The sequence below is a fragment of the Aeromonas sp. FDAARGOS 1416 genome, from assembly GCF_019048085.1.
In the GTDB taxonomy this organism is placed as follows: Bacteria; Pseudomonadota; Gammaproteobacteria; order Enterobacterales; family Aeromonadaceae; genus Aeromonas; species Aeromonas veronii.
Window position 1 is genome coordinate 578,239 of the sequence record NZ_CP077301.1, and the last position, 25,006, is coordinate 603,244.

Sequence of the window (25,006 nt, forward strand, 5' to 3'; positions counted from 1 at the left end):
TTGATGGTGATGACATGCACGGTGATGGCATCAGTGATGATGGCAGCAACCGCCCTGCTGGCCTGCGCCCTCACTGCCTTGACAACAAGTATGGCCTTGCCGTGGGCTATCTGCCTGATTGCCACCACTGGCGCAACAGTGACCTGAGCTGCTGTTACAACCACCGTGACAATTCGCATGACTCTGGCCTGTGCCGACGGGCTGGATGGCACGGATCGCAGATTTGCTCTGATAACGGCGAGACGGACGCCCCTGACTGGCCTCGGTGAGAGGTTGCAGATTAGCGGGGGCCAGCAGCGCGGGCAGCGGCAGGCGGGCAGAGCGGCACTGCAGCACCCGGATATTGACCGCCAGCAGGCGACCCAGCATCCGCTCGCCGATATTGCGCACCACCACCTGACCCACCTGATGATGGGTGAGGGCGTCGAGCAGCGCTTGCTTGCCGTGGCAGCCTTCGGCGGCGGCCGGGTTAGCCAGGGTGGCGATAACGTTCCCTTCGGGGTTAAGAATTTGCAGCTGCTCGGCACGGGTAAAGTGGCCAGCCAGCACCCCCTGACTCAGCATCAGGGCGCTGTTGCAGAGGGTGGTGGTCATGGTTGTGACAGCATTCATGTCGGCTCTTCTCCACTGGTTGGGTGGTCGGGCTCGGCGGGTTGCATCATCAATGCCTTGCCCAGACTCAGACACTCCACCACCTTGTAGCGCCCTTTTTTCAGGATATTGGCCAGGGTCTGGCGGGAGACCCCCATCACCAGGGCGGCCTCCTGCTGCTGCATTCCTTGAAGGTCGACGAGGCGCAGTGCCTCGAATTCATCAGGGGCCAGCGTGACCTGTTCCAGCTGATGCATGGGGCGGCCGTTGGGTTTGAAGCAGCTGTTGGCGGGGCGGCCACAGATCTGGCGGGCAATCTTGGGTCTTGGCATGGTGGCTCCTAATTGGCATAAGCCATTTATACGCCCATATGTAGCATATGCCAATAATTTTGTCGGGTGTAGAGAGCTGCGCGCATGCTGTTTACGGTAGCGAGGGGTAAAGAGAGGGAGGAGGAATACGTACAAAAGCTGTGAAGGTGGCAGAAACGACGCAGGCCCGAACATGGTTCGGGCCTGCGGTTTTGCAGAGGATGGCGGTTGCCTTCCCGACGCGCTTACGCCTGTTCGGCCTCGGCCACGGGGGCTGCGCTCTCGCTACCGTTGGCGAAGCGATCCGCCCACAGGGCAATCACGCCGTCACCGGTGACGTTGCAGGCGGTGCCGAAGCTGTCCTGCGCCAGATAGAGGGCGATCATCAGGGCGATGGAGGCTTCACCAAAGCCGAGCATGGAGGTGAGCAGGCCCAGCGCCGACATCACGCCACCACCCGGTGCGCCCGGTGCGGCGATCATGATCACCCCCAGCATCATGATGAAGGGGAGCATGGTCTCGATGCCCGGAATGGCCAGATGCTCGGAGAGGAACATCACCGCGGTGGCGCAGGTGACCAGGGTAATGGTGGAGCCACAGAGGTGAATGGTGGCGCACAGCGGCACGGTAAAGTTGGCGATGCCGTCGCTCACCCCGTTGTTCTTGCTCGATTGCAGGGCAACCGGAATGGTGGCGGCGCTCGACATGGTACCCAGCGCGGTGAAGTAGGCCGGCAGCATGTTCTTGATGAGCTGGGCCGGTGAGCGGCCAAGGGCCAGACCGGTACCCACGAACAGCACGGAGAGCCAGATCCAGTGCATCAGGATGGCCATCACCAGTACCACGCCGAAGGTTTTCAGGGTGGCGAATACGGTGCCTTCTACCGTCATCTCGACAAAGACCCCGGCGATGTAGAACGGCAGCAGCGGGATGATCACCTTGGCCAGCAGGCGGTCGATGATGTCACGACCCTGATCGGCGACCCGGCGCAGATCGGTGGCCTGGGTGGCGCTGATGCCGATGCCGAACACGAAGGCGGCGGCCAGTGCCGACATCACGCCAAACAGCGGCGGGATCTCCAGATTGACGTAGGAGGCGAGCTTGATGGCCGTGGCCGTGGTGGGCTCGGCGGCGGTGGTGAACTGCGGGATCAGGTGGCTCGCCACGGTAAAGGCGAATAGCCCTGCCAGAATGGTGGAGCAGTAGGAGAGGGCCACGGTTTTGCCCAGCAGCTTGCCGGAGTTTTTCGGCAGGCTGGCGATGCCGCTCATGATAAAGAACAGAATGATGAGCGGAATGGTGAAGGTGATCAGCTGACCTATCACTGTCTTGGCCGTAAACAGCACGCGCGCCACCCACTCAGGGGCGTAGAGACCGAGCAAGAGACCGGCAAGGATGCCAGCAATGAGTTTCAGGACAAGTTTCATAAGGAAATCCGGAGTTGGTTGTATTGTCTGTTTTGTTATTAAAATTTGATATTAATCACACTTTTTAACACGTAAGCCGTGTTATGTCTGCCTTTTCTGCGTTAACGCCGAGTTAAATATTGTCGAAAGCCAGGATCGCCGACTAGCTGTCGGCTTGGCGTTGAACTGGAAAATCCGTGATGAATTAGCCCGTTAGGTGGCCTGATGATCGCCACGCAGCAACATGACGTACTGGCTGGCGTGTTGACTTGTGCATGATGGCGTGTTGGTCGAGGCGGTTTCCATCGGCGCCAGTTGCAGCGCTATCCCGGATGTGGTGACCAGTTGTTGTAGCTGAGCGTGACTTATCTTGCCGCTTGGCGGCAGGGGGAAGCAGAGCGGAGCGCCCGCTTTGAGCAGGGTCGCCAGCTGTGTCAACAGGGGGACAAGGGTGGCCGCGTCGCTATCAAGCGGGTGGCTTAGCCAGATGCCATCGTAAGGGAGCACCGAGTGCATCTTCGCCAGCGAGCAGACCCGCACTGCTTGCCCGGATTGCTGCGAGGCGACTTTGGCGTCGGCCAGTACCGCTTCACAGGCGGTGACCACATACCCTTCTGCACGCAGCCAGCAGAGATCCTCCCCCGTACCGCACTGACCATTAAGCAGGTGAGCACCGGGTTTGAGGCTCGCCACAAAGGCAGCCCGAGCGCGGGCGTGCTGGTCGTTTAATGGCAAGGATGCGGGGATGGCGTCAGAGTGTGGCACAGGGGTTACCTCAAGCAGGGGGCGCACAGGGTAACAAATCGGGGCCTGACTGCCAAAGCGCGCGGTCAGGCCCCGATTTGGATGTGAGGACGTTGCCGGAGCCGGTTAGCGGCCGCAGGCAGGCCCGTGGGGTTGGGCCAGCATGGTGAACATGCTCTCTATCATAAAGGCGGATTCGCCCTGCAGGTCGATCCGCCCCGGAAAGTGGAGCCAGTTGATGATGTAGCCATCCAGAGTGCAGTGGAGCAGGGTGGCGGCGCGCTGCAGGTTGAGGTTGGCGGGCAGTTGGCCCCGCCGTACCGCGTTGGCCAGGGTGGTCTCCAGGTCTCGAAAGAAGTTGGCGGACTGGCTGCGGATATGCTCGCGCAGTGAGATGGCTTCCCCCTCCAGCGATTCGAGATTGAACAGTATGGTGAACATCTGCCGCTGGGCCGGATTGTGAATGAAGCTGCGGAGCACCCCTTCGAAGAAGAGGCGCAGTTGCCCGAGCGGATCTGGCTCATCTGGATTGAGGCAGGCATCGAGCTGGTGGGCGAGGGGGCTACAGAGTTCCTGCCAGAGCGAAATGAAGAGTTCATCCTTGTTCTTGAAGTGCCAATAGATGGCCCCGCGGGTCAGGTCTGCCGCCCTGGCGATGTCGGTCAGGCTGGTCTTGGCCAGGCCCTGAGAGCAGAACAGATCCAGCGCCGTGCTCATGATGTGGCAGCGGGTTTGCTGCGCCTCTTCTTTGGTTCGTCTGGCCATCGAAATTTGTGCCTCATGCAAGTAAAAAGTCACTTACATACATTTATGAATGTATGTATATTGCCTCATCTTTCGACTATTTACCAACAGGGCCCATGCGGCCCTGATTGTTCATTGACTGGCAAAGGCTCAGGTGTTTCATGCATAAACATATTCTTGCTCGTTCAGTTGGTCTTGCCTTGCTGGCTACAGGCTTGCTGGCAGGTTGTGGTGACAAGGGGGGCGCACCCCAGGGACAGGGCGGCATGCCCCCCGCGGCGGTCAACGTGGTGACTCTGCAGAGCGGTCCGCTGATGTTGACCACCGAATTGACCGGTCGCAGCGCCCCGTTGCGGGTGGCCGAAGTGCGTCCGCAGGTGAGCGGTATCATCCTCAAGCGCCTCTTCACCGAGGGAAGCGATGTGAAGGCGGGCGATCTGCTCTATCAGATCGACCCGGCTGTCTATCAGGCGGCAGTTGCCAGCGCCAAGGCCAATTTGGCCAAGGCCGAGGCCAACGAGCAGAGTGCCCGCCTCAAGGCGCAGCGCTATCAGGAGCTGCTCAAGGTCAAATCCATCAGCCGTCAGGACTATGACGACGCCGACGCCAGCTGGAAGCAGGCCAAGGCGGAGATCATGGCGAGCAAGGCGGCCCTGCGCACTGCCGAGATCAATCTCGGTTACACCCGCATCACCGCCCCCATCAGCGGCCGCATCGGTAAATCCGCGGTGACCGAGGGGGCGCTGGTGACTGCCCAGCAGGCTGATAGCTTGACTGCCATTCAGCAGCTCGATCCCATGTATGTGGATGTGCGTCAGTCCACCGCTGATCTGCTGCGCCTCAAGCGACTGGTCGCCGAGGGCAAGCTGACCCAGGACGAGCAGAAAGGGGCCAAGGTGACCTTCCAGCTGGAAGATGGCTCCACTTACGGCGAAGAGGGCTCGCTGCAGTTCTCCGATGTGACCGTGGATGAGACCTCCGGCATGGTGACCCTGCGGGTGATTGTGCCCAACCCTCACCAACTGCTGCTGCCCGGCATGTTTATGCGCGCGACCCTGCAAGAGGGTGAGCGGGCGCAAGGGCTGCTGGTGCCGCAAACTGCCGTGACTCGCACCCCCAATGGCGGTGCCACCGTGATGGTGGTAACCGCTGACAACAAGGTGGAGCTGCGCAACGTGCAGCTGAGCCGTGTCGTCGGCAGCAACTGGGTGGTGGAGTCAGGGCTCACCTCCGGCGAGCGGGTGATCGTGGCTGGCTTGCAGAAAGTACGACCGGGCGCCGTGGTCAATCCCGCCGAGCAGGGTGCTGATGCTCCGTCTGCTCAAGCCGCGTCCAACACCCCGGCCAACAAGTAGGATGGAGTAGTCGCTTCATGGCTCGATTTTTTATAGACAGACCCATTTTTGCCTGGGTGATCGCGCTGGTGATCATGCTGGCGGGCAGCCTGGCCATCATCAAGTTGCCGGTCGCCCAGTATCCGAGCATTGCGCCACCCGCTGTCGGTATTTCTGCCAGCTATCCGGGCGCATCCGCCAAAACGGTGGAAGACTCGGTAACCCAGATCATCGAACAGAACATGACCGGGCTGGATCACCTGCTCTACATGTCCTCCCAGTCTGACTCCGCGGGGCGAGTGTCGGTGACCCTCACCTTCCTGCCGGGGACCGATCCCGATATCGCCCAGGTGCAGGTGCAGAACAAGCTGCAGCAAGCGATGTCACTGCTGCCGCAAGAAGTTCAGCAGCAGGGGATCCGGGTACAGAAGACCTCCAGCAGCTTCCTGATGGTCGCGGCCTTCATCTCCAGCGATGGCAGCATGAACAACGACGACCTGGCGGACTATGTGGTCTCCAATATCAAGGAGCCCCTGAGCCGTCTGGACGGGGTAGGGGACATCACCTTGTTCGGCAGCCAGTACTCGATGCGGGTGTGGCTCGATCCCAACAAGCTCAACCGGGTGCAGATGACCCCGGGTGATGTGCAGGCAGCCATCAAGGCGCAGAACGCCCAGGTCGCGTTCGGCAAGCTGGGTGGTACTCCGTCGGTGGAAGATCAGCAGTTCACTGCGACTATCATGGGGCAGACCCGTCTCTCTACCGTGGAGCAGTTCAACGATATCCTGCTGCGGGTGAATCAGGATGGCTCCAAGGTACGGCTGAAAGATGTGGCCCGGGTCGAGCTGGCGGGCGAAAGCTATGACGCCGATGCGCTCTACAACGGCCAGTCTACCGCCGCGGTCGCCATCAAACTGGCGACCGGTGCCAACGCGCTGGATACTGCCGAGAAGGTGCGTGCCAAGCTCAATGAGCTGTCGGATTACTTCCCGGCCAACATGAAGATCGTCTATCCCTACGACACCACGCCGTTTGTGAAGATATCCATCGAGGAGGTGGTGCAGACCCTGATCGAGGCGATCTTCCTGGTGTTCTGCGTCATGTATCTGTTCTTGCAGAACTTCCGCGCCACCCTGATCCCGACCATTGCGGTGCCTGTGGTGCTGCTCGGTACCTTCGGGGTGATGGCGGCGTTTGGCTTCTCCATCAACACCCTCACCATGTTCGGTATGGTGCTGGCCATCGGCCTGCTGGTGGATGACGCCATCGTTGTGGTGGAAAACGTGGAGCGGCTGATGAGCGAGGAGGATCTCTCCCCGCTGGAAGCGACCCGCAAGTCGATGACCCAGATCACCGGCGCGCTGGTGGGGATCGCCCTGGTGCTCTCCGCCGTGTTCGTGCCGATGGCTTTCTTCGGCGGCTCGACCGGTGCCATCTATCGCCAGTTCTCGCTGACCATCGTCTCGGCCATGGTGCTGTCGGTGCTGGTGGCGTTGATCCTGACTCCGGCCCTTTGTGCCACCCTGCTCAAGCCGATGAAACATGGCGAGTTTGGGGCCAAGCGCGGCTTCTTTGGCTGGTTCAACCGCGCCTTTGATGCCGGTACCAATCGCTATCAGAGTGGCGTGCGCAAGGTGATCAAGCAGGGCGTGCGCTACAGCCTGATCTACGGCGCCATGCTGGCGGTGTTGGCAGTGCTCTTTATGCGGATGCCCACCTCCTTCCTGCCGGAAGAGGATCAGGGGGTCATCATGTCCATGGTGCAACTGCCGGTGGGGGCGACCAAGCAGCGTACCGAGGTGGTGCTGGCGGACATGCGAGACTACTTCCTGAAAAACGAGAAGGAGAACGTAGATTCCGTACTGACCGTATCCGGCTTCAGCTTCGCCGGTAGTGGCCAGAACGCGGGTATGGCCTTTATCAAGCTCAAGGACTGGAGCGAGCGCAAGAGTCCGGATCGCAGCGCCAATGCCATTATCGGTCGTGCCATGGGCTATCTGTTCAGCATCAAGGAGGCGCAAGTGTTCGCCTTCAACCTGCCTCCGATCCCTGAGCTGGGGACTGCGACCGGTTTTGACTTCTTCCTGCAGGATCGCGGCGGTATCGGTCACGACAAGCTGATGGCGGCGCGTAACCAGCTGCTCGGCATGGCGGCGCAGGATCCCACTTTGGTGCGGGTACGCCCGAACGGGATGGAGGATACGCCGCAGCTCGATATCAAGATCGACTACGAGAAGGCGCTGGCGCAGGGGCTATCCATCGCGGATATAAACAACACCCTGGCCACCGCCTGGGGCTCGTCCTACGTCAATGACTTCGTCGACCGTGGCCGGATCAAGAAGGTCTACATGCAGGCGGATGCCCCCTTCCGGATGAACCCGGAAGATCTGAAACTCTGGTATGTGCGCAACAGTGCTGGTCAGATGGTGCCCTTCTCCGCTTTTGCCAGCACCGAGTGGAGCTTCGGCTCGCCGCGTCTGGAGCGTTACAACGGCGTGCCGGCGATGGAGATCGTCGGTGAGGCGGCGCCCGGCAAGAGTACCGGTGATGCGATGGCCGCCATCGAACAGATGGTGAAACAGCTGCCGGAAGGGGTGGGCATCGAGTGGACCGGGCTCTCCTTCCAGGAGCGGCAGGCCGGTTCACAGGCGCCTGCGCTCTACGCCATCTCCTTGCTGGTGGTGTTCCTCTGTCTGGCGGCCCTCTACGAGAGCTGGAGCATTCCGTTCTCGGTGATGCTGGTAGTACCGCTCGGGGTACTGGGGGCCATTGTGGCTGCCACCCTGCGCGGGTTGGAGAACGACGTCTACTTCCAGGTCGGTCTGCTCACCACCATAGGCTTGTCGGCGAAGAACGCGATTTTGATCGTGGAATTTGCCAAAGAGCTCTATGACAAAGGGATGGGCTTGGGTGAGGCGGTGGTGGAGGCGGCACGCCTGCGTCTGCGTCCGATCCTGATGACCTCGCTCGCCTTTATCCTCGGGGTGCTGCCGCTGGTAATCAGCTCTGGCGCAGGTGCCAGCAGCCGTAACGCCATCGGTACCGGCGTGATGGGGGGGATGATCAGTGCCACCGTGCTGGCCATCTTCTTCGTGCCGCTCTTCTTTGTGCTGGTGATGCGCTACTTCACCAAACACAGCAGCAAAGAAGAGCGCCTGACCCATGCCCATGGGTCAAAACATGACTGATGGCAGTGTTTTTCTCAGTTAACTTGCGCGACCAGAAGATGAAGATAGTGTCAGGCCAAATCTGACCAGCAATACAAATGGGGCAACCAGTATGGTTGCCCCATTTTTGTTCCAATCAGTAAGATCAGGTTGATTTTTGAACGCACTTGGGTTGGGGTCATACAGCTCTTCTGGTTTTCTATCGAATCTTGGTTAAAAACGAGATGCTGAAACATTTTTTGGTGTGCAGTCTTATCGGAATCGAGATAGAATCTTCCGTTCTATCGGGCTGGTACGGTGCGATGTTTTTCCAAGCAAAGCTCTTTTTCGCTGTATTACGCGAAATGAACACATGCTGATGCACCATCACAACATAACAATGCTGGAGGACATGATGACCAACAGCAAATACAATCAGGTTAAAAGCAGCAAACTGGGGGCTGTAACCCAGGGGCGGTAGCCATAGCATTTGTCGCCAACTTGATTAAATAGCACTCACCAATACACATTCTGGTGATGTTAAGAGACCCCTGTGAGCAGTTTTTTATTTCTGGCTCAGCCCGCAACCGCATCTATATCAACTCCTCGCAAGAGATAACATATCTATGAAAATTCTCGTTACCGGTGGCGCAGGCTTTATCGGCTCTGCCGTGGTGCGCCATATCATCCGTGATACCCAGGATTCCGTTATCAATCTCGATAAACTCACTTATGCTGGCAATCTGGAATCCTTGGCCGATGTATCGACAAGCGATCGTTATGTGTTTGAGCAAGTGGATATCTGCAATCGCGTCGAGCTGGATCGGGTGTTTGCCCAGCATCAACCGGACGCTGTGATGCACCTGGCTGCCGAGAGCCATGTTGATCGCTCCATCACAGGCCCGGCTGACTTTATCGAGACCAATATCGTCGGCACCTATATGTTGCTGGAAGCGGCCCGCGCCTACTGGAATGGTCTGGATGATGTGCGCAAGGCGGCCTTCCGCTTCCACCATATCTCCACCGACGAAGTATATGGTGATCTGCCCCATCCGGATGAAGTGGCTGCCGGTGAACCATTGCCGCTATTCACCGAAACCACCCCTTATGCTCCCAGCAGCCCCTATTCTGCCTCCAAGGCCTCCAGTGACCATTTGGTGCGCGCCTGGCGCCGTACTTACGGCCTGCCGACTGTCGTCACCAACTGCTCCAACAACTACGGCCCGTACCACTTCCCCGAGAAGTTGATCCCGCTGGTGATCCTCAACGCCCTGGATGGCAAACCGCTGCCGGTATACGGCAAGGGCGACCAGATCCGTGACTGGCTCTATGTGGAAGACCACGCACGCGCACTCTACAAGGTGGTGACCACCGGCTTGGTTGGGGAGACCTACAACATCGGTGGCCACAACGAGAAGCAGAATCTGGAGGTGGTACACACCATCTGCGATTTGCTGGACGAGATGGTGCCTAAAGCGTGCTCTTACCGCAATCAAATCATCTATGTGGCGGATCGCCCCGGCCACGATCGCCGCTATGCTATCGATGCCAGCAAGATGAGTGCTGAGCTTGCCTGGCAACCTGAAGAGACCTTTGAATCCGGCATCCGCAAAACAGTGCAGTGGTATCTGGATAACCAGCAGTGGGTGAGCAACGTCAAGAGCGGCGCCTATCAATCTTGGATCGATCTGCAGTACGGAGAGAAGAAGTAATGAAAGGTATTATTTTGGCTGGCGGTTCTGGTACTCGTCTCTACCCCATAACCATGGGGGTTTCTAAACAACTGTTGCCTGTATATGACAAGCCAATGATCTATTATCCACTTTCAGTATTGATGCTTGCTGGTATCAGAGAAATTCTCATTGTTACAACACCAGAAGATCAAGTTGGATTTCAGCGTCTACTTGGCGATGGCAGCCAATTTGGTATTGCTCTAGAATATGCTGTGCAACCTAGTCCAGATGGTTTGGCTCAAGCCTTCATTATTGGTGAAGAATTTATTGGTAATGATGCTGTATGTTTGGTGCTGGGCGACAATATTTTTTATGGACAAAATTTCAGCGCCAAGTTGAAAATGGCGGTTACCAGAGCACAGGTAAGTGAGAGCGCCACTGTATTTGGTTATCAAGTTAAAGATCCAGAGCGCTTCGGTGTAGTCGAATTTGATCAAGACCAAAAAGCCATCAGCATTGAAGAAAAACCAGTAAAACCAAAGAGTAATTACGCCGTGACTGGGTTGTATTTTTACCCAAATAATGTGGTAAAGCAGGCAAAACAGGTTAAGCCTTCGCATCGTGGTGAACTGGAAATTACCACTTTAAATGAGATGTACCTTAACCAAGGTAACTTGCATGTAGAAATGCTTGGTCGTGGTTTTGCTTGGCTCGATACTGGAACCCATGAAAGCTTACTCGAAGCAGCACAATTTGTTGAAACACTAGAGAAACGCCAAGGTTATAAAATTGCCTGTTTAGAGGAGATCGCTTATTTACAACGTTGGCTAAATGAATGTCAATTAATGGCTCGCGGTGAATTGATGAGTAAAAATAGTTATGGCCAATATCTGTTAACCTTGGCTAATCCCTATGACCAATCTTGCTAGCAAAACCAAAAAAGGCCTGCAATGGAGCGCTATCGAGCGCCTTCTTACCCAATGTATTCAACTTGCCATTACCTTATATTTGGCGAGAATATTGGGGCCAACCGCCTTTGGCTTAGTGGGCATGCTGACAGTGTTTATTGCCATCGCCAATGTGTTTGTCGATAGTGGCTTCACTTCGGCGTTAATTCGTAAAACAGATCGTACAGAAAGTGATTTAGTAACCGCCTTTTATTACAACATTGCCATGGCTGGTTTGTGCTACTTTGCTTTGTATATCAGTGCGCCTTTTGTTGCCGATTTTTATCTGCAAGCCGACCTGCAAGCCCTGCTGCGGATATTAGGCTTAGCTGTGTTGATTAACGCATTTACGTTAATTCCTCGCGTTAAACTTAATGTTACGATGGATTTTAAAACTCAAGCCAAAATATCGGTACTGAGTGTGCTGATCAGTGGGCCAACAGCGATAATATTAGCAATTAATGGCTATGGCGTATGGGCGTTGGTGGCGCAAACCTTGCTCAATGCTAGTTGTGCTGCCTTATTATTCAATCTGTTTGCGCCTTGGTTACCTCGTGGTCTCATCACGAGAAATTCTTTTAATTATTTGTTTGGTTACGGTAGTAAGTTATTGTTATCTGGTTTACTGGATGTGACTTACAATAATCTCTATCAAATTATCATAGGTAAAAAATTTAGCCCTATTGAGGTAGGCCAGTTTAGCCAAGCTAATCAATTAACTAGTCTCCCAGCGATGACGTTAACTAGCATTATTCAGCGGGTAACGTTTCCGTTATTTAGCCAGCTGCAAGACGAACCGGAACGAATGGCCAACGCCTATCGACAAACCTTAAAATTGTCGGCGCTAGTGATCTTCCCATTGATAGTTGCTTTGGGTTTGATTGCCGAGCCATTGTTAACTAGTCTATTAGGTGAGCAGTGGCAGGGGGCTGCGGTGTTGCTCACGGTGTTGTGTTTGGGTTATATGTTATACCCAATTCATTCCCTAAATTTGAATTTGTTGCAAGTCACTGGTCGCAGCGATCTGTTTCTAAAACTTGAGGTTATGAAAAAAGTCATTGGTGTGACTGTGCTGCTGTTGAGCATTCCTTATGGCGTGTTGGCAATGTGTCTTGGTTTTACCTTGACGTCCTATTTAGCCCTGCTACTAAACACCTATTACACCGCCAAGTTAACGCATTTGAGTCAATGGCAACAATGTAAAGATATTTTACCTATTTGGTTTGCCGTGATTTTTGCTGCTGTCGTTGGATATGGCGCTGGTTTATATTTCCCGCAAGCTTGGTTGCAAATAGCGATTAACTTGAGCGTAGCCTTATTTGTCTATGGTATGTATTTAGTGTTGGTACAAAAGCCACTGCTGTTGCAACTGCGCAGTACCTTACGCCGCTAATGGTTTAATTATTTATTACTTTGGATGTAAACATGACGAATAAAACAATCCCAGTCACCCAGCCATTTTTGCCAGGATTAGACGAATTTGTACCTTATCTTGAAAAAATTTGGAATAATCGTTGGCTGACCAACAATGGCCCGTTTCATCAAGAATTAGAAGCAAAGTTGGCTGAATATTTGGGTGTTGAGCATGTCTCTTTATTCAATAATGCCACCATTGCGCTCATTACTGCTTTGCAGGCTATGCGCATTCACGGCGAGGTGATTACCACTCCCTATTCGTTTGTGGCAACCAGCCATTCGATCATGTGGAATAGTTTAGAGCCAGTGTTTGTCGATATTGATCCAACCACTTTTAATATTGATCCTGCCAAGATAGAGGCAGCTATTACCCCACGCACAACCGCTATTATGCCGGTGCATTGCTACTCCAATCCTTGCGATGTAGAAGCCATTCAAAAAATTGCTGATAACTATGGTTTGAAGGTGATTTATGATGCGGCCCATGCTTTTGGGGTGAAATATAAAGGTGAGAGTTTACTTAAATGGGGTGACCTGTCGATTTTAAGCTTTCACGCTACCAAGGTATTTAACACTTTCGAAGGTGGTGCAATTATCAGCCCAGATGCCAAAACTAAGCAGCGTATTGATCGCTTAAAAAACTTTGGCATCGCCGATGAACTCACCGTCACTGCCCCTGGTATTAACGGCAAAATGAGTGAAATCAATGCGGCCTTTGGTTTAGTACAGCTTAAACATATCGATGACGCCATGGCGCTACGCCAAGCTGTCGATGCGCGTTACCGCGCCGAACTGGCAGATGTAATCGGTATTACCCTGTATCAGCATGACAGAAATGCTAATAGCAACTTTTCTTACTTCCCTATTTTGGTTGAGCCAGATTACCCACTCAGTCGTGATGAGTTATATGACAAACTCAAAGCCAATAGCGTTTTATCCCGCCGTTATTTTTATCCCTTGATCAGCAATATGCCGATGTATCGGGCGTTGCCTAGTGCCGATACCTCACATTTGCCAGAGGCCAATGCCTTAGCTGAAAAAGTATTATGTTTGCCGATTTTTCATGAGCTAACGGTTGAACAGCTGAAACATGTTATTACGCTAATTAAAGGGAATTAACAAATGGCATTTCTTACTGAGCAACAATTAAGTGCCATAGGCTTTGCCGAACTGGGCAGAAATGTTTTGATCTCTGATAAAGCCTCTATTTATGGTGCTAGCCGCATTAAGATTGGTAGCAATGTCCGCATCGATGATTTTTGTGTGCTGTCGGCAGGTGAAGGGGGGATTGAAATTGGCTGTTATATTCATATCGCTGTATATAGTTCATTAATTGGGGCCGGTAAGATAACGTTGGCTGATTTTGTAAATATTTCATCTAAAGTATCCATTTACTCTAGTAATGATGATTACAGCGGTGAATATATGACAAACCCCATGGTACCTGCGGAATATACCAATGTAACTCATGCAGATGTCACCTTGGCTAAACATGTGATTATAGGCTCAGGCTCTGTTTTATTGCCTGGCATCACCCTGCATGAAGGAGTCTCTGTCGGATCATTATGTATGATCACGAAAGACTGTGAAGCCTTTGGTGTGTATGTAGGTGCACCAGCTAAAAAAATTAAAAACCGCAAGCGGGATTTACTCGCCTATGAGGCTCGTTTGCTCACCACCATTAATAATTAAGGTCAATATTGTGTTTCATTTAACTGAAGCTGAAATTATGGCTAGCTGGACAGTGAATGAACCCATTCGTGTCAGTGTCTGTTGTATTACTTATAAACAAGAGAAATATATAGCTCAAGCAATTGAAAGTTTTTTAATACAAAAAACCACTTTCCCATTTGAGATTGTCATTGGTGAAGATTGTGGCGGTGATGGAACGTTAGCAATTTTAACCGAGTATAAAGAACATTATCCTAATATTATAAAAATAATTACATCAGAACATAACGTTGGTGCGAATGCCAATCTTTTAAGAGTATTTAACTCTGCCAAGGGAGATTTTATTGCTGTTTGTGAGGGGGATGATTATTGGTGTGATACATATAAATTGCAAAAGCAGTTTAATTACATTGAAACGCATAGGTGTTCATTTGTTGTTCACCCCGCTAGAGTGTTAATCAATCGCCTTAATAAAGAAATTGAATGGGCATGTCAAAAAAGTAACCAATTAGAATTTATTCTTTCTGCTAAAGGACAGTATGCACCTACTAGTTCATATTTTTTCAAGAAAGAAATAATTAATAGTATCCCTGATTGGTTTAGTGAAGCGCCAGTAGGCGATTACTATATTGAAGTATTTGCATCAAAAATGGATGGGTGTGCATGTATAAATGAATATATGTCAGTTTATAGATTAGATGCAGATAATTCGTGGTCAATTAATTTAACCGGTGAGGGTAAAGGAGGTAAGATTGTGAAAACCTACCTAAAAAATATACTATCACTTAACAAGTTGGTTTCATTAATGCCAGAAAATGAAAAGTCTATAAGAATCAAAATAGCTCACGCGGAATATGCATGCGCACAAGGTTATTTTTATGAAGGTAATTATGACTTATTTAAGAGACATATAAATGATTCATATACTATTGTTTGGTATGACTTATTTCATAGAGCATTGTTCTATTGTCGGAGCAATTTACTTTTAGTAAAGATAATTTTCCTTACCAAGAATTTACTTAAAAGTTTTTTAAAAGGAATTTTTTAATTGGCGACAAGGTCAAAAAAGAGTGACTTTTTTAGTTCAACTAGTCGGGCTCGTATTCTATTCTTAGTTCTTTATGTAGTCGCAAATATATATGCTTATTTAACGATGGTTGATATCGAACGTTATGTTGGTGACTACTCTTTTTCGTTAAATACAAAGATGCCATTGCTTCTTATATTGCTGATGGTTTTGTTTTCTTATTACGTTGTATGCGGCCCGATTTACAATTTTGGTATAAAAATAAAAGCGTCATTTCCAAAAATGTGTTCAGTCAATAGGTTGCTATATTTTGGCTGGTCAGTTTTATTTTTACAGATACTATATTTTATCTATAACTTTACAACTGGGTCTAATTATGCTGGAGCATCAAATCCAGAAGGGGTCGTTAGATTTTTATGGTTAATCCTTCCAGTGGATTATATTTTTTATATTTACTATGTTTTTGCACGAACCAGTAAATCAAAACTTGTTAAATTTAATCTATTTATTTTTGCTTTATCTCAATTAAGTCGTGGATGGCTCGGTTGGCTTTTGGTTTTTATATATGTCGAATTATGTTTCTGGCTTAAAAGAAATGATGGTAATATAAGGCTAAAATTAAAAAGATTTTATATATATATATTATTTATCCCAGTACTCGGACTGTTCCCATTGTTGGTTTATTTAAAAGTAGCAATGCGTGATGCTTTGAGCTTGCAAGATCTCTCGGTTTTATATGGAATTATAAATGAATTAGATTTTAACTTTGTGTTTTTGAGTTTTTTTGATGCCTTATTCTTTAGGTTGCAACATTTTTCAAATGTGGTTTTTGTATACGATAATTTAAATATTATTAGGGATTTTTTGCAAAGTGATCGAGTGGCCATGTTTTATTTCGAGGGGCTATTTCCACAATTAATTTCCAAGTTAATCAATATTACTCCGGGAGAAGATATTCATCTTTTTCTTTACAGTTATTTTGTTAATGATAAATATTTTACAGAAACAACATTGCAGACTGGCTTTGTTTCATGGTTGTTTTTTGATATAGGCACTAGTATTATATATCTTTCTTATATATTGTTGTTGATTTTTTCTTCTATATATCTTTCAAAAAAGACAGGCTCGCATGAAGTGCAATCTTTAACATGGTTTTTTGTCTTCCTATACCTAATGAATGGTTGGTTTAATGCTTATTTGTTATATATGCAGGCATTGATTATCGTATGTTTTTTCCTTAGAGTTAGGTCCGGAATTTCTTTTAATAAAGCAATATGCGAATATCGGAATGAAAATAATGAAACAAATCGCAGTTAACGCTACTGCATTATCTTCTGGCGGTGCACTGACTATTCTTCGGCAATTTATTGCCCATGCGGCATTAACTGATAAGAATTATATTATATTTTCCCCTGTTGGGGTGCAACTCGATGCTTTTGCCAATATTACGTACATTGAAGTGGATACTAAATCTTGGTTGAAACGGATTTGGTGGGATAGTTTCGGGTTGAAACGCTATATCAAGCAACATAACTTCGAGTTTGAGCTATTTATTTCATTGCAAAATACGTCGATGAATGTTGGCTGTCAACAATTGATCTACTTACATCAGCCTCTCCCTTTTTCAGATGTAAAATATTCTTTTAACAAAGAGACTGTAAAATTTTTTTTATATAAATGGTTTTATAAATTTTTTATTTTTTTATTTGTCAGCAAAGAGACGCGTTTTGTAGTTCAAACGCAGTGGATGAAGGCTGCATTAGCGCAAAGTGGTGTGTTTGAAGGCAATATTTCAGTATTTACGCCGGATATCAAGTTACCAGACGCTCATCTAACTCAAAGCCTAGAACAAAAGCACCGGTTAACTACCGAGCAAATTACTTTTTTTTATCCAGCATCATCGTTGTTTTATAAAAATCACTTATTGATTTTGAATGCGTTATCGTTGCTTAAAACCAGACAGCTAAATAAGAAAGTCTGTTTCTCGGTTACATTATCCGTTGGTGATTACCCTACATTTGATAAAATAGTAGAGCGGTTGGGACTAAATGAAAATGTGGTCTATTTAGGTGTAATACCCTATGAGCATGTGATTGAAAATTATATTTCAGCCGACGCCGTGTTATTTCCCAGCTATATAGAAACCTTTGGCTTACCACTTGCAGAGGCGGGGGTGTTAGGTAAAAAAATCATCTGTGCAGATTTGCCTTATTCTAGGGATGTATTGAGAGGTTACCAAGGTGCGAGCTTCTTGAATTATCATGATGCAGCTGAATGGGCAGATGAAATGGAATGTGTTATAGGGCAAAAAATTGTATTGCAGTTTTCACCTTTGTCATTTGCACAGCGTGTAACATGGAAAGATTTTTTTGATTTTATTTAAATTTTAATTGTGTTGAGGTTGGAATGTTTAACAATAAAATACTTTTAATCACCGGTGGTACAGGGTCGTTTGGCAATGCCGTGCTGCGCCGATTTTTAAATACAGATATAAAAGAAATTCGCATTTTCTCCCGTGATGAGAAAAAACAAGATGATATGCGTAAGCATTTTCAATCGGATAAATTAAAATTTTATATTGGTGATGTACGCGACTACCAAAGTGTTGCCAATGCTATGCGCGGAGTGGATTATGTTTACCATGCAGCAGCATTAAAACAGGTGCCGTCTTGCGAGTTCTATCCTTTAGAAGCTGTAAAAACAAACGTGCTTGGTACGGAAAATGTGCTCGAAGCCGCCATCACTCATGGGGTTGAACGCGTTGTCTGCTTAAGTACCGATAAGGCGGTGTACCCGATCAACGCGATGGGAATTTCCAAGGCAATGATGGAAAAGGTGATTGTAGCCAAGAGCCGTAATTTGGAGCACACCAAGACCACCATTTGCTGTACCCGTTATGGTAATGTGATGGCTTCCCGTGGTTCAGTGATCCCGTTGTTTATTCGTCAGGTCGTCAATGGCGATGCTATTACTATCACTGACCCTAATATGACCCGCTTTATGATGACCCTTGATGATGCCGTCGATCTGGTATTGCATGCCTTTGAGCAAGGAAAAAACGGCGATATTTTCGTACAAAAAGCACCAGCTGCGACCATCGATGTATTGGTTAAAGCGTTACTGGGGATCATGAATAAGCCTGAACATCCAGTAAATGTTATTGGTACACGCCATGGTGAAAAACAATTTGAAGCACTTTGTAGTCGCGAAGAAATGTTTGTTGCGCAGGAACAAGGTCAATATTATCGAGTGCCGGCAGATAATCGCGACCTTAATTACTCAAAGTATTTCGAACAAGGTGAGCAAGATCTGTCTAAGGTTGAAGATTATAATTCTCACAATACTGAACGTCTCGATGTTGAAGGAATGAAAGCACTCCTTCGTAAACTCGATTTCATTCGAGAAATTGAAGCTGGCAATATCATTGTGCCAGAAGGAGTATAGCTGTGAATGTGTTGATCCTTGGTGCTACGGGGATGTTGGGGTACAGCTTGTTTAGCAATCTGGCAGATTATGCAGAGTTAACCGTAAAAGGTACTGTGCGTAATATAGACGGAAAGCAGGAATTTTTTGAAAAGTATCAAGATAAGTTATTACTCGGAATTGATGTAACGGATATTGCTAGCATTGAGCAGGCTATTATAGAAGCCAAGCCTGATGTGGTGTTCAACTGTATAGGGTTGATTAAGCAGCACGATATTGCTAAACAGCATGTGGCGGCGATTGAAATCAATGCACTATTACCACATCAGTTGGCTGCCCTTTGCGACCAATATGCTTCACGGTTGATCCATTTTTCGACCGATTGTGTGTTTGATGGCAAACAAGGCATGTATCAGGAAGCTGATTTACCCACCGCGACTGATCTCTACGGCAAATCCAAATGCTTGGGTGAGGTTAACTATGGCCGCCACTTAACCTTGCGTACCTCGATCATTGGTCATGAGCTGGATTCCGCTGTGAGCTTGGTTGATTGGTTTTTAAGCCAACGTGGTGCGGTGAAGGGTTTTTCTAAGGCGATATTTTCTGGTTTGCCAACTTGTTATATTGCCAAGCTGTTGGCCGACAACATTCTGAACAAGCCTGATCTCTGCGGTTTGTATCACCTGTCGGCGGAACCGATTGATAAGCACAGTTTGATCTCATTAGTGGCCGAAATTTATGGCAAGAATATTGAGATTAATGAGTCAGCCCAATTGGTGATCGACCGTTCGCTCGATTCTAGCTGCTTGCGCCAAGCGCTGGATTTGACTGTGCCAAGTTGGCGTGAGTTGATTGAATTTATGCATAACGATTATTTGATAAGGTATGTGCCATGCAAAAACTAAAAGTGATGACCATAGTTGGTACGCGCCCAGAAATTATTCGGCTGTCGCGTACTATCGCCAAGTTGGATGAATTTTGTGACCATACCTTGGTTCATACCGGTCAAAATTATGATTATGAGCTCAATCAAATATTTTTTGATGACTTAGGTATCCGTGCGCCAGATGTGTTTTTAGAGTGTGCCGGTGGCAGTGCTGCTGAAACCATGGCGCAAGTGATCAGCAAGTCAGATAAGGTGTTTGCCGAGTTAAAGCCGGATGCACTCCTTATTCTGGGGGATACAAACAGTGCCTTGGCTGCTATTTCTGCCAAGCGTAAAAAAATCCCGATCTTCCATATGGAAGCGGGTAATCGTTGCTTTGATTTACGCGTACCAGAAGAGATCAACCGTAAAATTGTGGATCATATTTCTGATGTGAATATGCCCTATAGCGATATTGCACGTGAATATCTTTTAAACGAGGGGATTAAACCTGATTTAATCGTTAAGACCGGTAGCCCAATGGATGAGGTGCTGGCTTTTTATCAGGACAAAATTCACGCTGCTGATGTAGTATCGCGGCTGTCACTGACCAAGGAAGAATATTTTTTGGTTAGTGTGCACCGTGAAGAGAATGTGGATTCTGAAAAAAATATTCACAGCTATGTGCAAGTTTTAAATAAACTAGCTGAAAAATATCAATATCCGATTATTGTTTCGACTCATCCGCGTACTCGCAAAAAAATTGAAGCGTTAAATTTAAGATTCCATCCTTTGGTTGATTTGTTAAAGCCCCTTGGTTTTAGCGATTATGTGCGACTGCAAATGGATGCCAAAGTGGTGTTGAGTGATAGTGGTACTATTACAGAAGAGTCTTCCATATTGAACTTTCCTGCGGTCAATATCCGAGAAGCCCAAGAGCGTCCAGAGGGATTTGAAGAGGGGGCGGTGATGTTTACTGGTATGAGTTTTGAGCGGATTTTACAAGCCATTGAAATTCTAGAAAAGCAACCTAGAGGTACTGTTCGTTTGATAAATAAGGTGCCGGATTATATTGCGCCTAACGTTTCTGACAAAGTCCTACGCACAATCCTAAGCTATACCGATTATGTCAATCGAGTGATTTGGAGAAAGTCGCTGTGAGGTTAGCTCTGATCATTGATGATTACTTGCCTAATAGCACGCGAGTTGGCTCAAAGATGTTTCACGAGTTGGCAGTGTATTTAACGCAGCAAGGTCACCAAGTCACGGTGATTACCCCTGACATTCATCAAGCAACCAAGCTGGTGTGTGATGAGCTCGATGGGGTGAGCATTTTACGCTTTAAAAGTGGCGAAATTAAAAATGTTGGAAAAGTAAAGCGCGCGATTAACGAAAGTTTGTTGTCGCTGCGCGCTTGGTGGGCTGTGAGATCAAATATCACTAAGCATAGCTTTGATGGAGTGGTGTATTACTCCCCATCTATTTTTTTCGGTGGTTTAGTGCGCTGGCTTTGCCAGCGCTGCCAATGCCCCGCCTATTTAGTGTTGCGAGACCTATTCCCACGCTGGGCGATTGATGCCGGTATGATTGGTGAACGCTCCTTCATTGCCCGCTATTTTCGTTTTTTTGAACATGTGAGTTATCGTCAGGCTAAGATGATTGGCTTGATGTCAGATAGCAACATCAATATTTTTGAAGCAGAGGGTAATACATATCCCACTGAGATGCTGAGAAATTGGGCCGCTCTCACACCTGTAACTCAATTTCCAGCTGATTATATGCCGTTTCGCCAGCGCCTAAACCTGCAAGATAAAGTGATCTTTTTTTATGGCGGGAATATTGGTCATGCACAAGACATGGCCAATTTGATGCGTTTGACCAAGACTATGAGTCGGCATCCCCATGCACATTTTTTATATGTTGGTCAAGGAGATGAAGTTGCTCTGATCAATCGATTAGCCAGTGAGTGGAATTTGTCCAATTTTACCTATTTGCCGTCGATTAATCAGATGGAGTTTAAACTGCTGCTTGCTGAAGTTGATATTGGTTTATTTTCTCTTTCTGCTGATCATACTAGCCATAACTTTCCAGGAAAACTACTCGGGTACATGGTGCAAAACATACCAATTCTTGGAAGTGTGAATAACGGTAATGATTTGATGGAATTGGTTAATGAACATGGTGCTGGAGTTATTAAAGTAAATGGTGATGATATTGGCTTGCATGCCGCGGCTGAGCAGTTACTGAATGATGTGGAATATCGCCAAAGAGCAGGCCAGAATGCCAATCAGTTGTTGCAGCAACAATTTTCAGTTTCTGCTGCGGCAGAGACTATTTTGCAAACCTTGAACTCTGATAAATTGTAGATAAGGCGCAATATGAAGCTTTTAGAATCGCAATTATTGATGCAGCTGTATCGTGATGCTGCAGCCTCCGAAAGGCTTCGTACGCACTATTTATTACATGCATCTCATACAGAAAAAGTGCAGCGGCTGCTGATCGCTATGGTGAAAGGTAGTTATGTAGAGCCGCATTTTCATCAGTTTCCCCATCAATGGGAGATGTTCACTTTAATATCTGGTGTGATTAGAGTGTGTTTATATGAAAGTAATGGAGATGTGCGTCATGAATTAATAATTAATGCGCAGGATCCACTACCACTAGTTGAATTTTTACCAAATGAAATACATAGTGTGGAATGTTTGTCAGATTATGCTTTACTTTTAGAGATAAAAGAGGGACCTTTTGATGCGCGCACATCAAAAAGTTTTTTATTACTTTAAAGTTATGTGCTCCTAGTGAAATATATATACTTGCTGTATTTATCTATGGCTGCCAGCAGGCTACATGTCTATGGATGTATATGGTAATGGAGTTTATATCTCTGCTGAATTGTTTGTTCGAGGTGGTGTTCATTACCTTTTCATTACCCCTTTGTGTCGGATTAATAAAATGGAATATATTATTTTTTTTGCTTTAGCATTTTTGTTCTTATTCTTATTCAGAAAGGCTGCGAAAAAATTTAATTTGGTAGACCGTCCTAATGAACGTAAGCTCCACCAAGGTGCTATTCCGTTGGTTGGAGGTATTTCAATTTACTGTACGCTGATGTTGGTATTATGGATTAAACCTGATATATTAGTTAATTCTGATATTTATGTATTGTGTGCATCTGTGTTGGTATTAACGGGGGCCATCGATGATAAATATGATGTTGACTACCGTATCCGGTTGGTTATTCAGATCTTGATTTCTTGCACTATGATTTTTGGTGCTGGGTTATCGTTAAAAAGTTTGGGGGGATTGGCTTTTGGTCACGAGGTTGTTTTGGGGCCTCTCGGCTATATTTTCACTGTATTTGCTGTATTGGGCGCGATCAATGCGTTTAATATGGTAGACGGGATTGATGGCCTACTTGGTGGGTTGACCCTTGCTACTTTTGGTGGTTTGGCCTATATCAATTATATTGACCAGCAATTATTATTAGCGCGTTTTTGTTTGCTGATGATGATTGTTGTTATTCCCTATATCATTCTTAATCTTGGTTTCCCCTTTGATGTTCGTCGCAAGGTCTTTATGGGGGATGCAGGAAGTATGTTAATCGGCTTTACTGTGATATGGGTCTTGTTACAAGGTACTCAGGGCCCAAAAGCCCAGATGTATCCTGTTACCGCGCTGTGGCTTATTGCTATACCCTTGATGGATATGGTTACCATTATGGTTCGTCGTGTTCGTAAGGGGCACTCACCCTTTAAACCAGACCGTGAGCATCTTCACCATATCTGTATGAAGGCCGGGTTGTCCTCTCGTCAAACCCTCTTGTTTATCTGTCTTTTAGCGGTATTGCTTGCTGCCGGCGGGATAATTATTGAGGCAATTAATATTCCTGAAATAATTAGTTTATTATTGTTTATGGTGGTTTTCTTTCTGTATTTTTCAGCACTGAATGCCATCTGGCGTATATTGGCTTGGTTGCGCAAACGTGGAATAGTTTCATCCCATGAGGTCACTTAACCTATTTTTTTATGGGGCGAGTGGTCAACTTGGTCAAGGATTTGAAAAAATATTCACCTCGCACCGACATCGGTACAAAGTGACACCTATGCGTATTGTTTTGGCTGAGACGCCTATCTCTCAGGCATCACATCTACCCCCTGACGTCATCCTTAACGCCGCCGCATACACGGATGTGAAAGGGGCCGAGCTTGCCCCTGCGCAGGCGATGCGGGTTAATTGTGATGGGGTCGCACAGCTGGCTGTTTTGGCTAAGCAGCATGATGCCTTGCTAGTGCATTTCTCGACGGACTACGTCTTTGATGGCTCTGGCAATTGCCCTTGGCGAGAATCAGATCTCCCGGCCCCTTTAAATGCTTATGGTCAGAGTAAATGGGCGGGGGAGCAGGCGATCATCGCCAGTGGTTGCCGTTATCTGATCATTCGCACCAGCTGGCTACATAGCCCATGGCGCGATAATTTCCTCAAAACCATGCTGCGGCTTGCGGAACATCATGATGAGTTGTCTGTGGTGTGCGATCAAGTCGGAGCCCCCACCTCGGCAATGATGTTGGCAGAGGTTACTGTGGCAGCCATCGACAGGATCTTGGATGAGCCGGAACTGATGGGCCTCTATCATGTGGCTGCATCAGGTGCCGTCTGTTGGCTCGATTATGCCCGCTTCATTTTTAGTGAGGCATACCGGTTGGGGCTGATAGATAAAGTGCCACGGCTCAAGCCTATCACTAGTGTGGATTATGGCGGTGTGGTCAATCGCCCCCTTAATTCTCGGCTAGATACGCAGCTGTTTTCACAGCGTTTTGGCGTGCACTTGCCAGATTGGCGAGTGGGGGTTAGCACAACGTTGCAGGCATTATGTGAGGAACAGCCATGATGCCTTTTTTATATAACAAGGTCTCTCGCAAAGGAGTTATTTTAGTGGTGGGAACTGCGACACGCCTTTATCCCACCACGCTGGCCGTGAGTAAAAAGTTGTTCCCCGTCTATGACAAACCGATGAGCTATTACTCCTTGTCAGTGCTGATATTGGCTCGGATCCGCGATGTCCTAGTCATTTGTACGCTCGCCGCTCTCCACCGTTTTCGCCAGTTGTTTGGGGATGTAAGTCAATGGTGGTTAATGTTCCCTTATGCCGAGCCTTTTCTCGCGGAGGAGCCGGTCTGTTTGGTCCTGAGTGACAATCTGCTTTATGGTGCCGTATTGCCTATGCAGTTACGTCAGGCGATGACGGATGAGCAGAGCAAGACCTTGGCGATCATCGAGACGCCTGCCCAGCCGGCCAGCTATTATGCGGTGACTGACCTCTATTTCTTTGATGCGAATGTCGTTGAATTTGCTAAGCAACTAACCCCCTCAGCCCGGAGCGAGCTGGAGATAACCGATATCAACCATGGTTATTGTGCGCAGGTGCAACTGCAAGTGGCCTTTTTAGGCCAGGATTGTGTGTGGTTGGATACCGGCACGCCGGGTAGTTTGCAAGAGGCTGGGCAGTTTATTCAGACCCTAGAAAAATGGCAGGGGCTAAAATTGGCCATTACCTGGCGTCAAGTCTGGCTTCATAATGAGCAATTGTACGGGCTGGCTCAGATGTTGGCAAAAAGTGATTATGGACAATATTTTCTGCGCTTCTGGATCCCTCGCGTTGCTATAACTAATGTCAACCAATCCTCCTTAGGTGAATTGTAATGACAGGA

At 48.2% G+C, this 25,006-nt stretch carries 23 protein-coding genes; 18 read left to right on the plus strand and 5 right to left on the minus strand.

The window, feature by feature from the left end; all coding sequences use genetic code 11:
- Nucleotides 1-30 precede the first annotated feature (30 nt).
- From I6L46_RS02665 to I6L46_RS02685, 5 genes are all read right to left on the minus strand, one after another.
- Nucleotides 31-612 carry a NifB/NifX family molybdenum-iron cluster-binding protein gene (locus I6L46_RS02665; protein ID WP_216977315.1) on the minus strand — a complete coding sequence of 194 codons (582 nt, stop codon included), beginning with the start codon at nt 610-612 and terminating at the stop codon, nt 31-33.
- Nucleotides 609-923, minus strand: a complete 315-nt coding sequence (locus I6L46_RS02670; protein WP_005338107.1) for a DUF134 domain-containing protein — start codon at nt 921-923, stop codon at nt 609-611. The genes I6L46_RS02665 and I6L46_RS02670 overlap by 4 nt, the downstream gene beginning before the upstream one ends.
- Before the next feature lie 224 nt (nt 924-1,147).
- Complete coding sequence (locus tag I6L46_RS02675; protein WP_005359180.1) at nt 1,148-2,329, minus strand: dicarboxylate/amino acid:cation symporter; 1,182 nt, start codon at nt 2,327-2,329, stop codon at nt 1,148-1,150.
- A gap of 192 nt (nt 2,330-2,521) precedes the next feature.
- Complete coding sequence (locus tag I6L46_RS02680; RefSeq protein WP_216977316.1) at nt 2,522-3,073, minus strand: class I SAM-dependent methyltransferase; 552 nt, start codon at nt 3,071-3,073, stop codon at nt 2,522-2,524.
- 105 nt (nt 3,074-3,178) lie between these two features.
- Complete coding sequence (locus I6L46_RS02685) at nt 3,179-3,817, minus strand: TetR family transcriptional regulator (RefSeq protein ID WP_216977317.1); 639 nt, start codon at nt 3,815-3,817, stop codon at nt 3,179-3,181.
- Nucleotides 3,818-3,957: 140 nt separating this feature from the next.
- Here I6L46_RS02685 and I6L46_RS02690 point away from each other — a divergent pair, with 140 nt between their 5' ends.
- The 18 genes from I6L46_RS02690 to I6L46_RS02775 all read left to right on the plus strand — a co-directional run bounded on the left by I6L46_RS02690 (nt 3,958) and on the right by I6L46_RS02775 (nt 24,998).
- Nucleotides 3,958-5,151 (plus strand): efflux RND transporter periplasmic adaptor subunit, encoded by a 1,194-nt coding sequence (locus I6L46_RS02690; RefSeq protein ID WP_021231193.1) that lies wholly within the window; start codon nt 3,958-3,960, stop codon nt 5,149-5,151.
- A 17-nt stretch (nt 5,152-5,168) separates the two neighbouring features.
- A complete protein-coding gene (locus I6L46_RS02695; RefSeq protein ID WP_216977318.1) occupies nt 5,169-8,318 on the plus strand; it encodes an efflux RND transporter permease subunit in 3,150 nt (1,049 codons plus the stop codon).
- A gap of 584 nt (nt 8,319-8,902) precedes the next feature.
- Nucleotides 8,903-9,988 carry a dTDP-glucose 4,6-dehydratase gene (gene rfbB / locus I6L46_RS02700; protein ID WP_216977319.1) on the plus strand — a complete coding sequence of 362 codons (1,086 nt, stop codon included), beginning with the start codon at nt 8,903-8,905 and terminating at the stop codon, nt 9,986-9,988.
- Nucleotides 9,988-10,878: a glucose-1-phosphate thymidylyltransferase RfbA gene (rfbA, locus tag I6L46_RS02705; RefSeq protein ID WP_216977320.1), complete on the plus strand. Its 891-nt coding sequence runs from the start codon at nt 9,988-9,990 to the stop codon at nt 10,876-10,878. Before rfbB ends, rfbA begins: the two co-directional genes overlap by 1 nt.
- Nucleotides 10,862-12,289: a lipopolysaccharide biosynthesis protein gene (locus I6L46_RS02710; RefSeq protein WP_216977321.1), complete on the plus strand. Its 1,428-nt coding sequence runs from the start codon at nt 10,862-10,864 to the stop codon at nt 12,287-12,289. The genes rfbA and I6L46_RS02710 overlap by 17 nt, the downstream gene beginning before the upstream one ends.
- 32 nt (nt 12,290-12,321) lie before the next feature.
- Complete coding sequence (gene vioA / locus I6L46_RS02715) at nt 12,322-13,431, plus strand: dTDP-4-amino-4,6-dideoxy-D-glucose aminotransferase VioA (RefSeq protein ID WP_216977322.1); 1,110 nt, start codon at nt 12,322-12,324, stop codon at nt 13,429-13,431.
- 3 nt (nt 13,432-13,434) lie between these two features.
- Nucleotides 13,435-14,004 (plus strand): acyltransferase, encoded by a 570-nt coding sequence (locus I6L46_RS02720; protein ID WP_216977323.1) that lies wholly within the window; start codon nt 13,435-13,437, stop codon nt 14,002-14,004.
- Between the two features lie 37 nt (nt 14,005-14,041).
- Nucleotides 14,042-15,031 (plus strand): glycosyltransferase, encoded by a 990-nt coding sequence (locus tag I6L46_RS02725; protein ID WP_216977324.1) that lies wholly within the window; start codon nt 14,042-14,044, stop codon nt 15,029-15,031.
- Complete coding sequence (gene wzy / locus I6L46_RS02730; protein WP_216977325.1) at nt 15,032-16,327, plus strand: oligosaccharide repeat unit polymerase; 1,296 nt, start codon at nt 15,032-15,034, stop codon at nt 16,325-16,327.
- The gene (locus I6L46_RS02735; RefSeq protein ID WP_216977326.1) at nt 16,308-17,393 is read left to right on the plus strand and encodes a glycosyltransferase; all 1,086 of its coding nucleotides are present in this window, start codon (nt 16,308-16,310) and stop codon (nt 17,391-17,393) included. The genes wzy and I6L46_RS02735 overlap by 20 nt, the downstream gene beginning before the upstream one ends.
- A 23-nt stretch (nt 17,394-17,416) precedes the next feature.
- Nucleotides 17,417-18,454, plus strand: a complete 1,038-nt coding sequence (locus I6L46_RS02740) for a polysaccharide biosynthesis protein (RefSeq protein ID WP_216977327.1) — start codon at nt 17,417-17,419, stop codon at nt 18,452-18,454.
- 2 nt (nt 18,455-18,456) lie between these two features.
- Complete coding sequence (locus tag I6L46_RS02745) at nt 18,457-19,338, plus strand: SDR family oxidoreductase (protein ID WP_216977328.1); 882 nt, start codon at nt 18,457-18,459, stop codon at nt 19,336-19,338.
- Nucleotides 19,326-20,459 (plus strand): non-hydrolyzing UDP-N-acetylglucosamine 2-epimerase, encoded by a 1,134-nt coding sequence (wecB, locus tag I6L46_RS02750; RefSeq protein ID WP_216977329.1) that lies wholly within the window; start codon nt 19,326-19,328, stop codon nt 20,457-20,459. Before I6L46_RS02745 ends, wecB begins: the two co-directional genes overlap by 13 nt.
- Before the next feature lie 56 nt (nt 20,460-20,515).
- Nucleotides 20,516-21,664: a glycosyltransferase family 4 protein gene (locus tag I6L46_RS02755; RefSeq protein WP_216977330.1), complete on the plus strand. Its 1,149-nt coding sequence runs from the start codon at nt 20,516-20,518 to the stop codon at nt 21,662-21,664.
- Nucleotides 21,665-21,676: 12 nt separating this feature from the next.
- Nucleotides 21,677-22,081, plus strand: a complete 405-nt coding sequence (locus I6L46_RS02760; protein ID WP_216977331.1) for a WbuC family cupin fold metalloprotein — start codon at nt 21,677-21,679, stop codon at nt 22,079-22,081.
- Between the two features lie 64 nt (nt 22,082-22,145).
- The gene (gene wecA, locus I6L46_RS02765; RefSeq protein ID WP_254203121.1) at nt 22,146-23,312 is read left to right on the plus strand and encodes a UDP-N-acetylglucosamine--undecaprenyl-phosphate N-acetylglucosaminephosphotransferase; all 1,167 of its coding nucleotides are present in this window, start codon (nt 22,146-22,148) and stop codon (nt 23,310-23,312) included.
- Nucleotides 23,299-24,186 (plus strand): dTDP-4-dehydrorhamnose reductase, encoded by an 888-nt coding sequence (rfbD, locus tag I6L46_RS02770; protein WP_216977332.1) that lies wholly within the window; start codon nt 23,299-23,301, stop codon nt 24,184-24,186. The genes wecA and rfbD overlap by 14 nt, the downstream gene beginning before the upstream one ends.
- Entirely contained in the window at nt 24,183-24,998 is an 816-nt protein-coding gene (locus I6L46_RS02775) for a sugar phosphate nucleotidyltransferase (protein WP_216977333.1), read from the plus strand. Before rfbD ends, I6L46_RS02775 begins: the two co-directional genes overlap by 4 nt.
- The last annotated feature ends 8 nt before the right edge of the window (nt 24,999-25,006 follow it).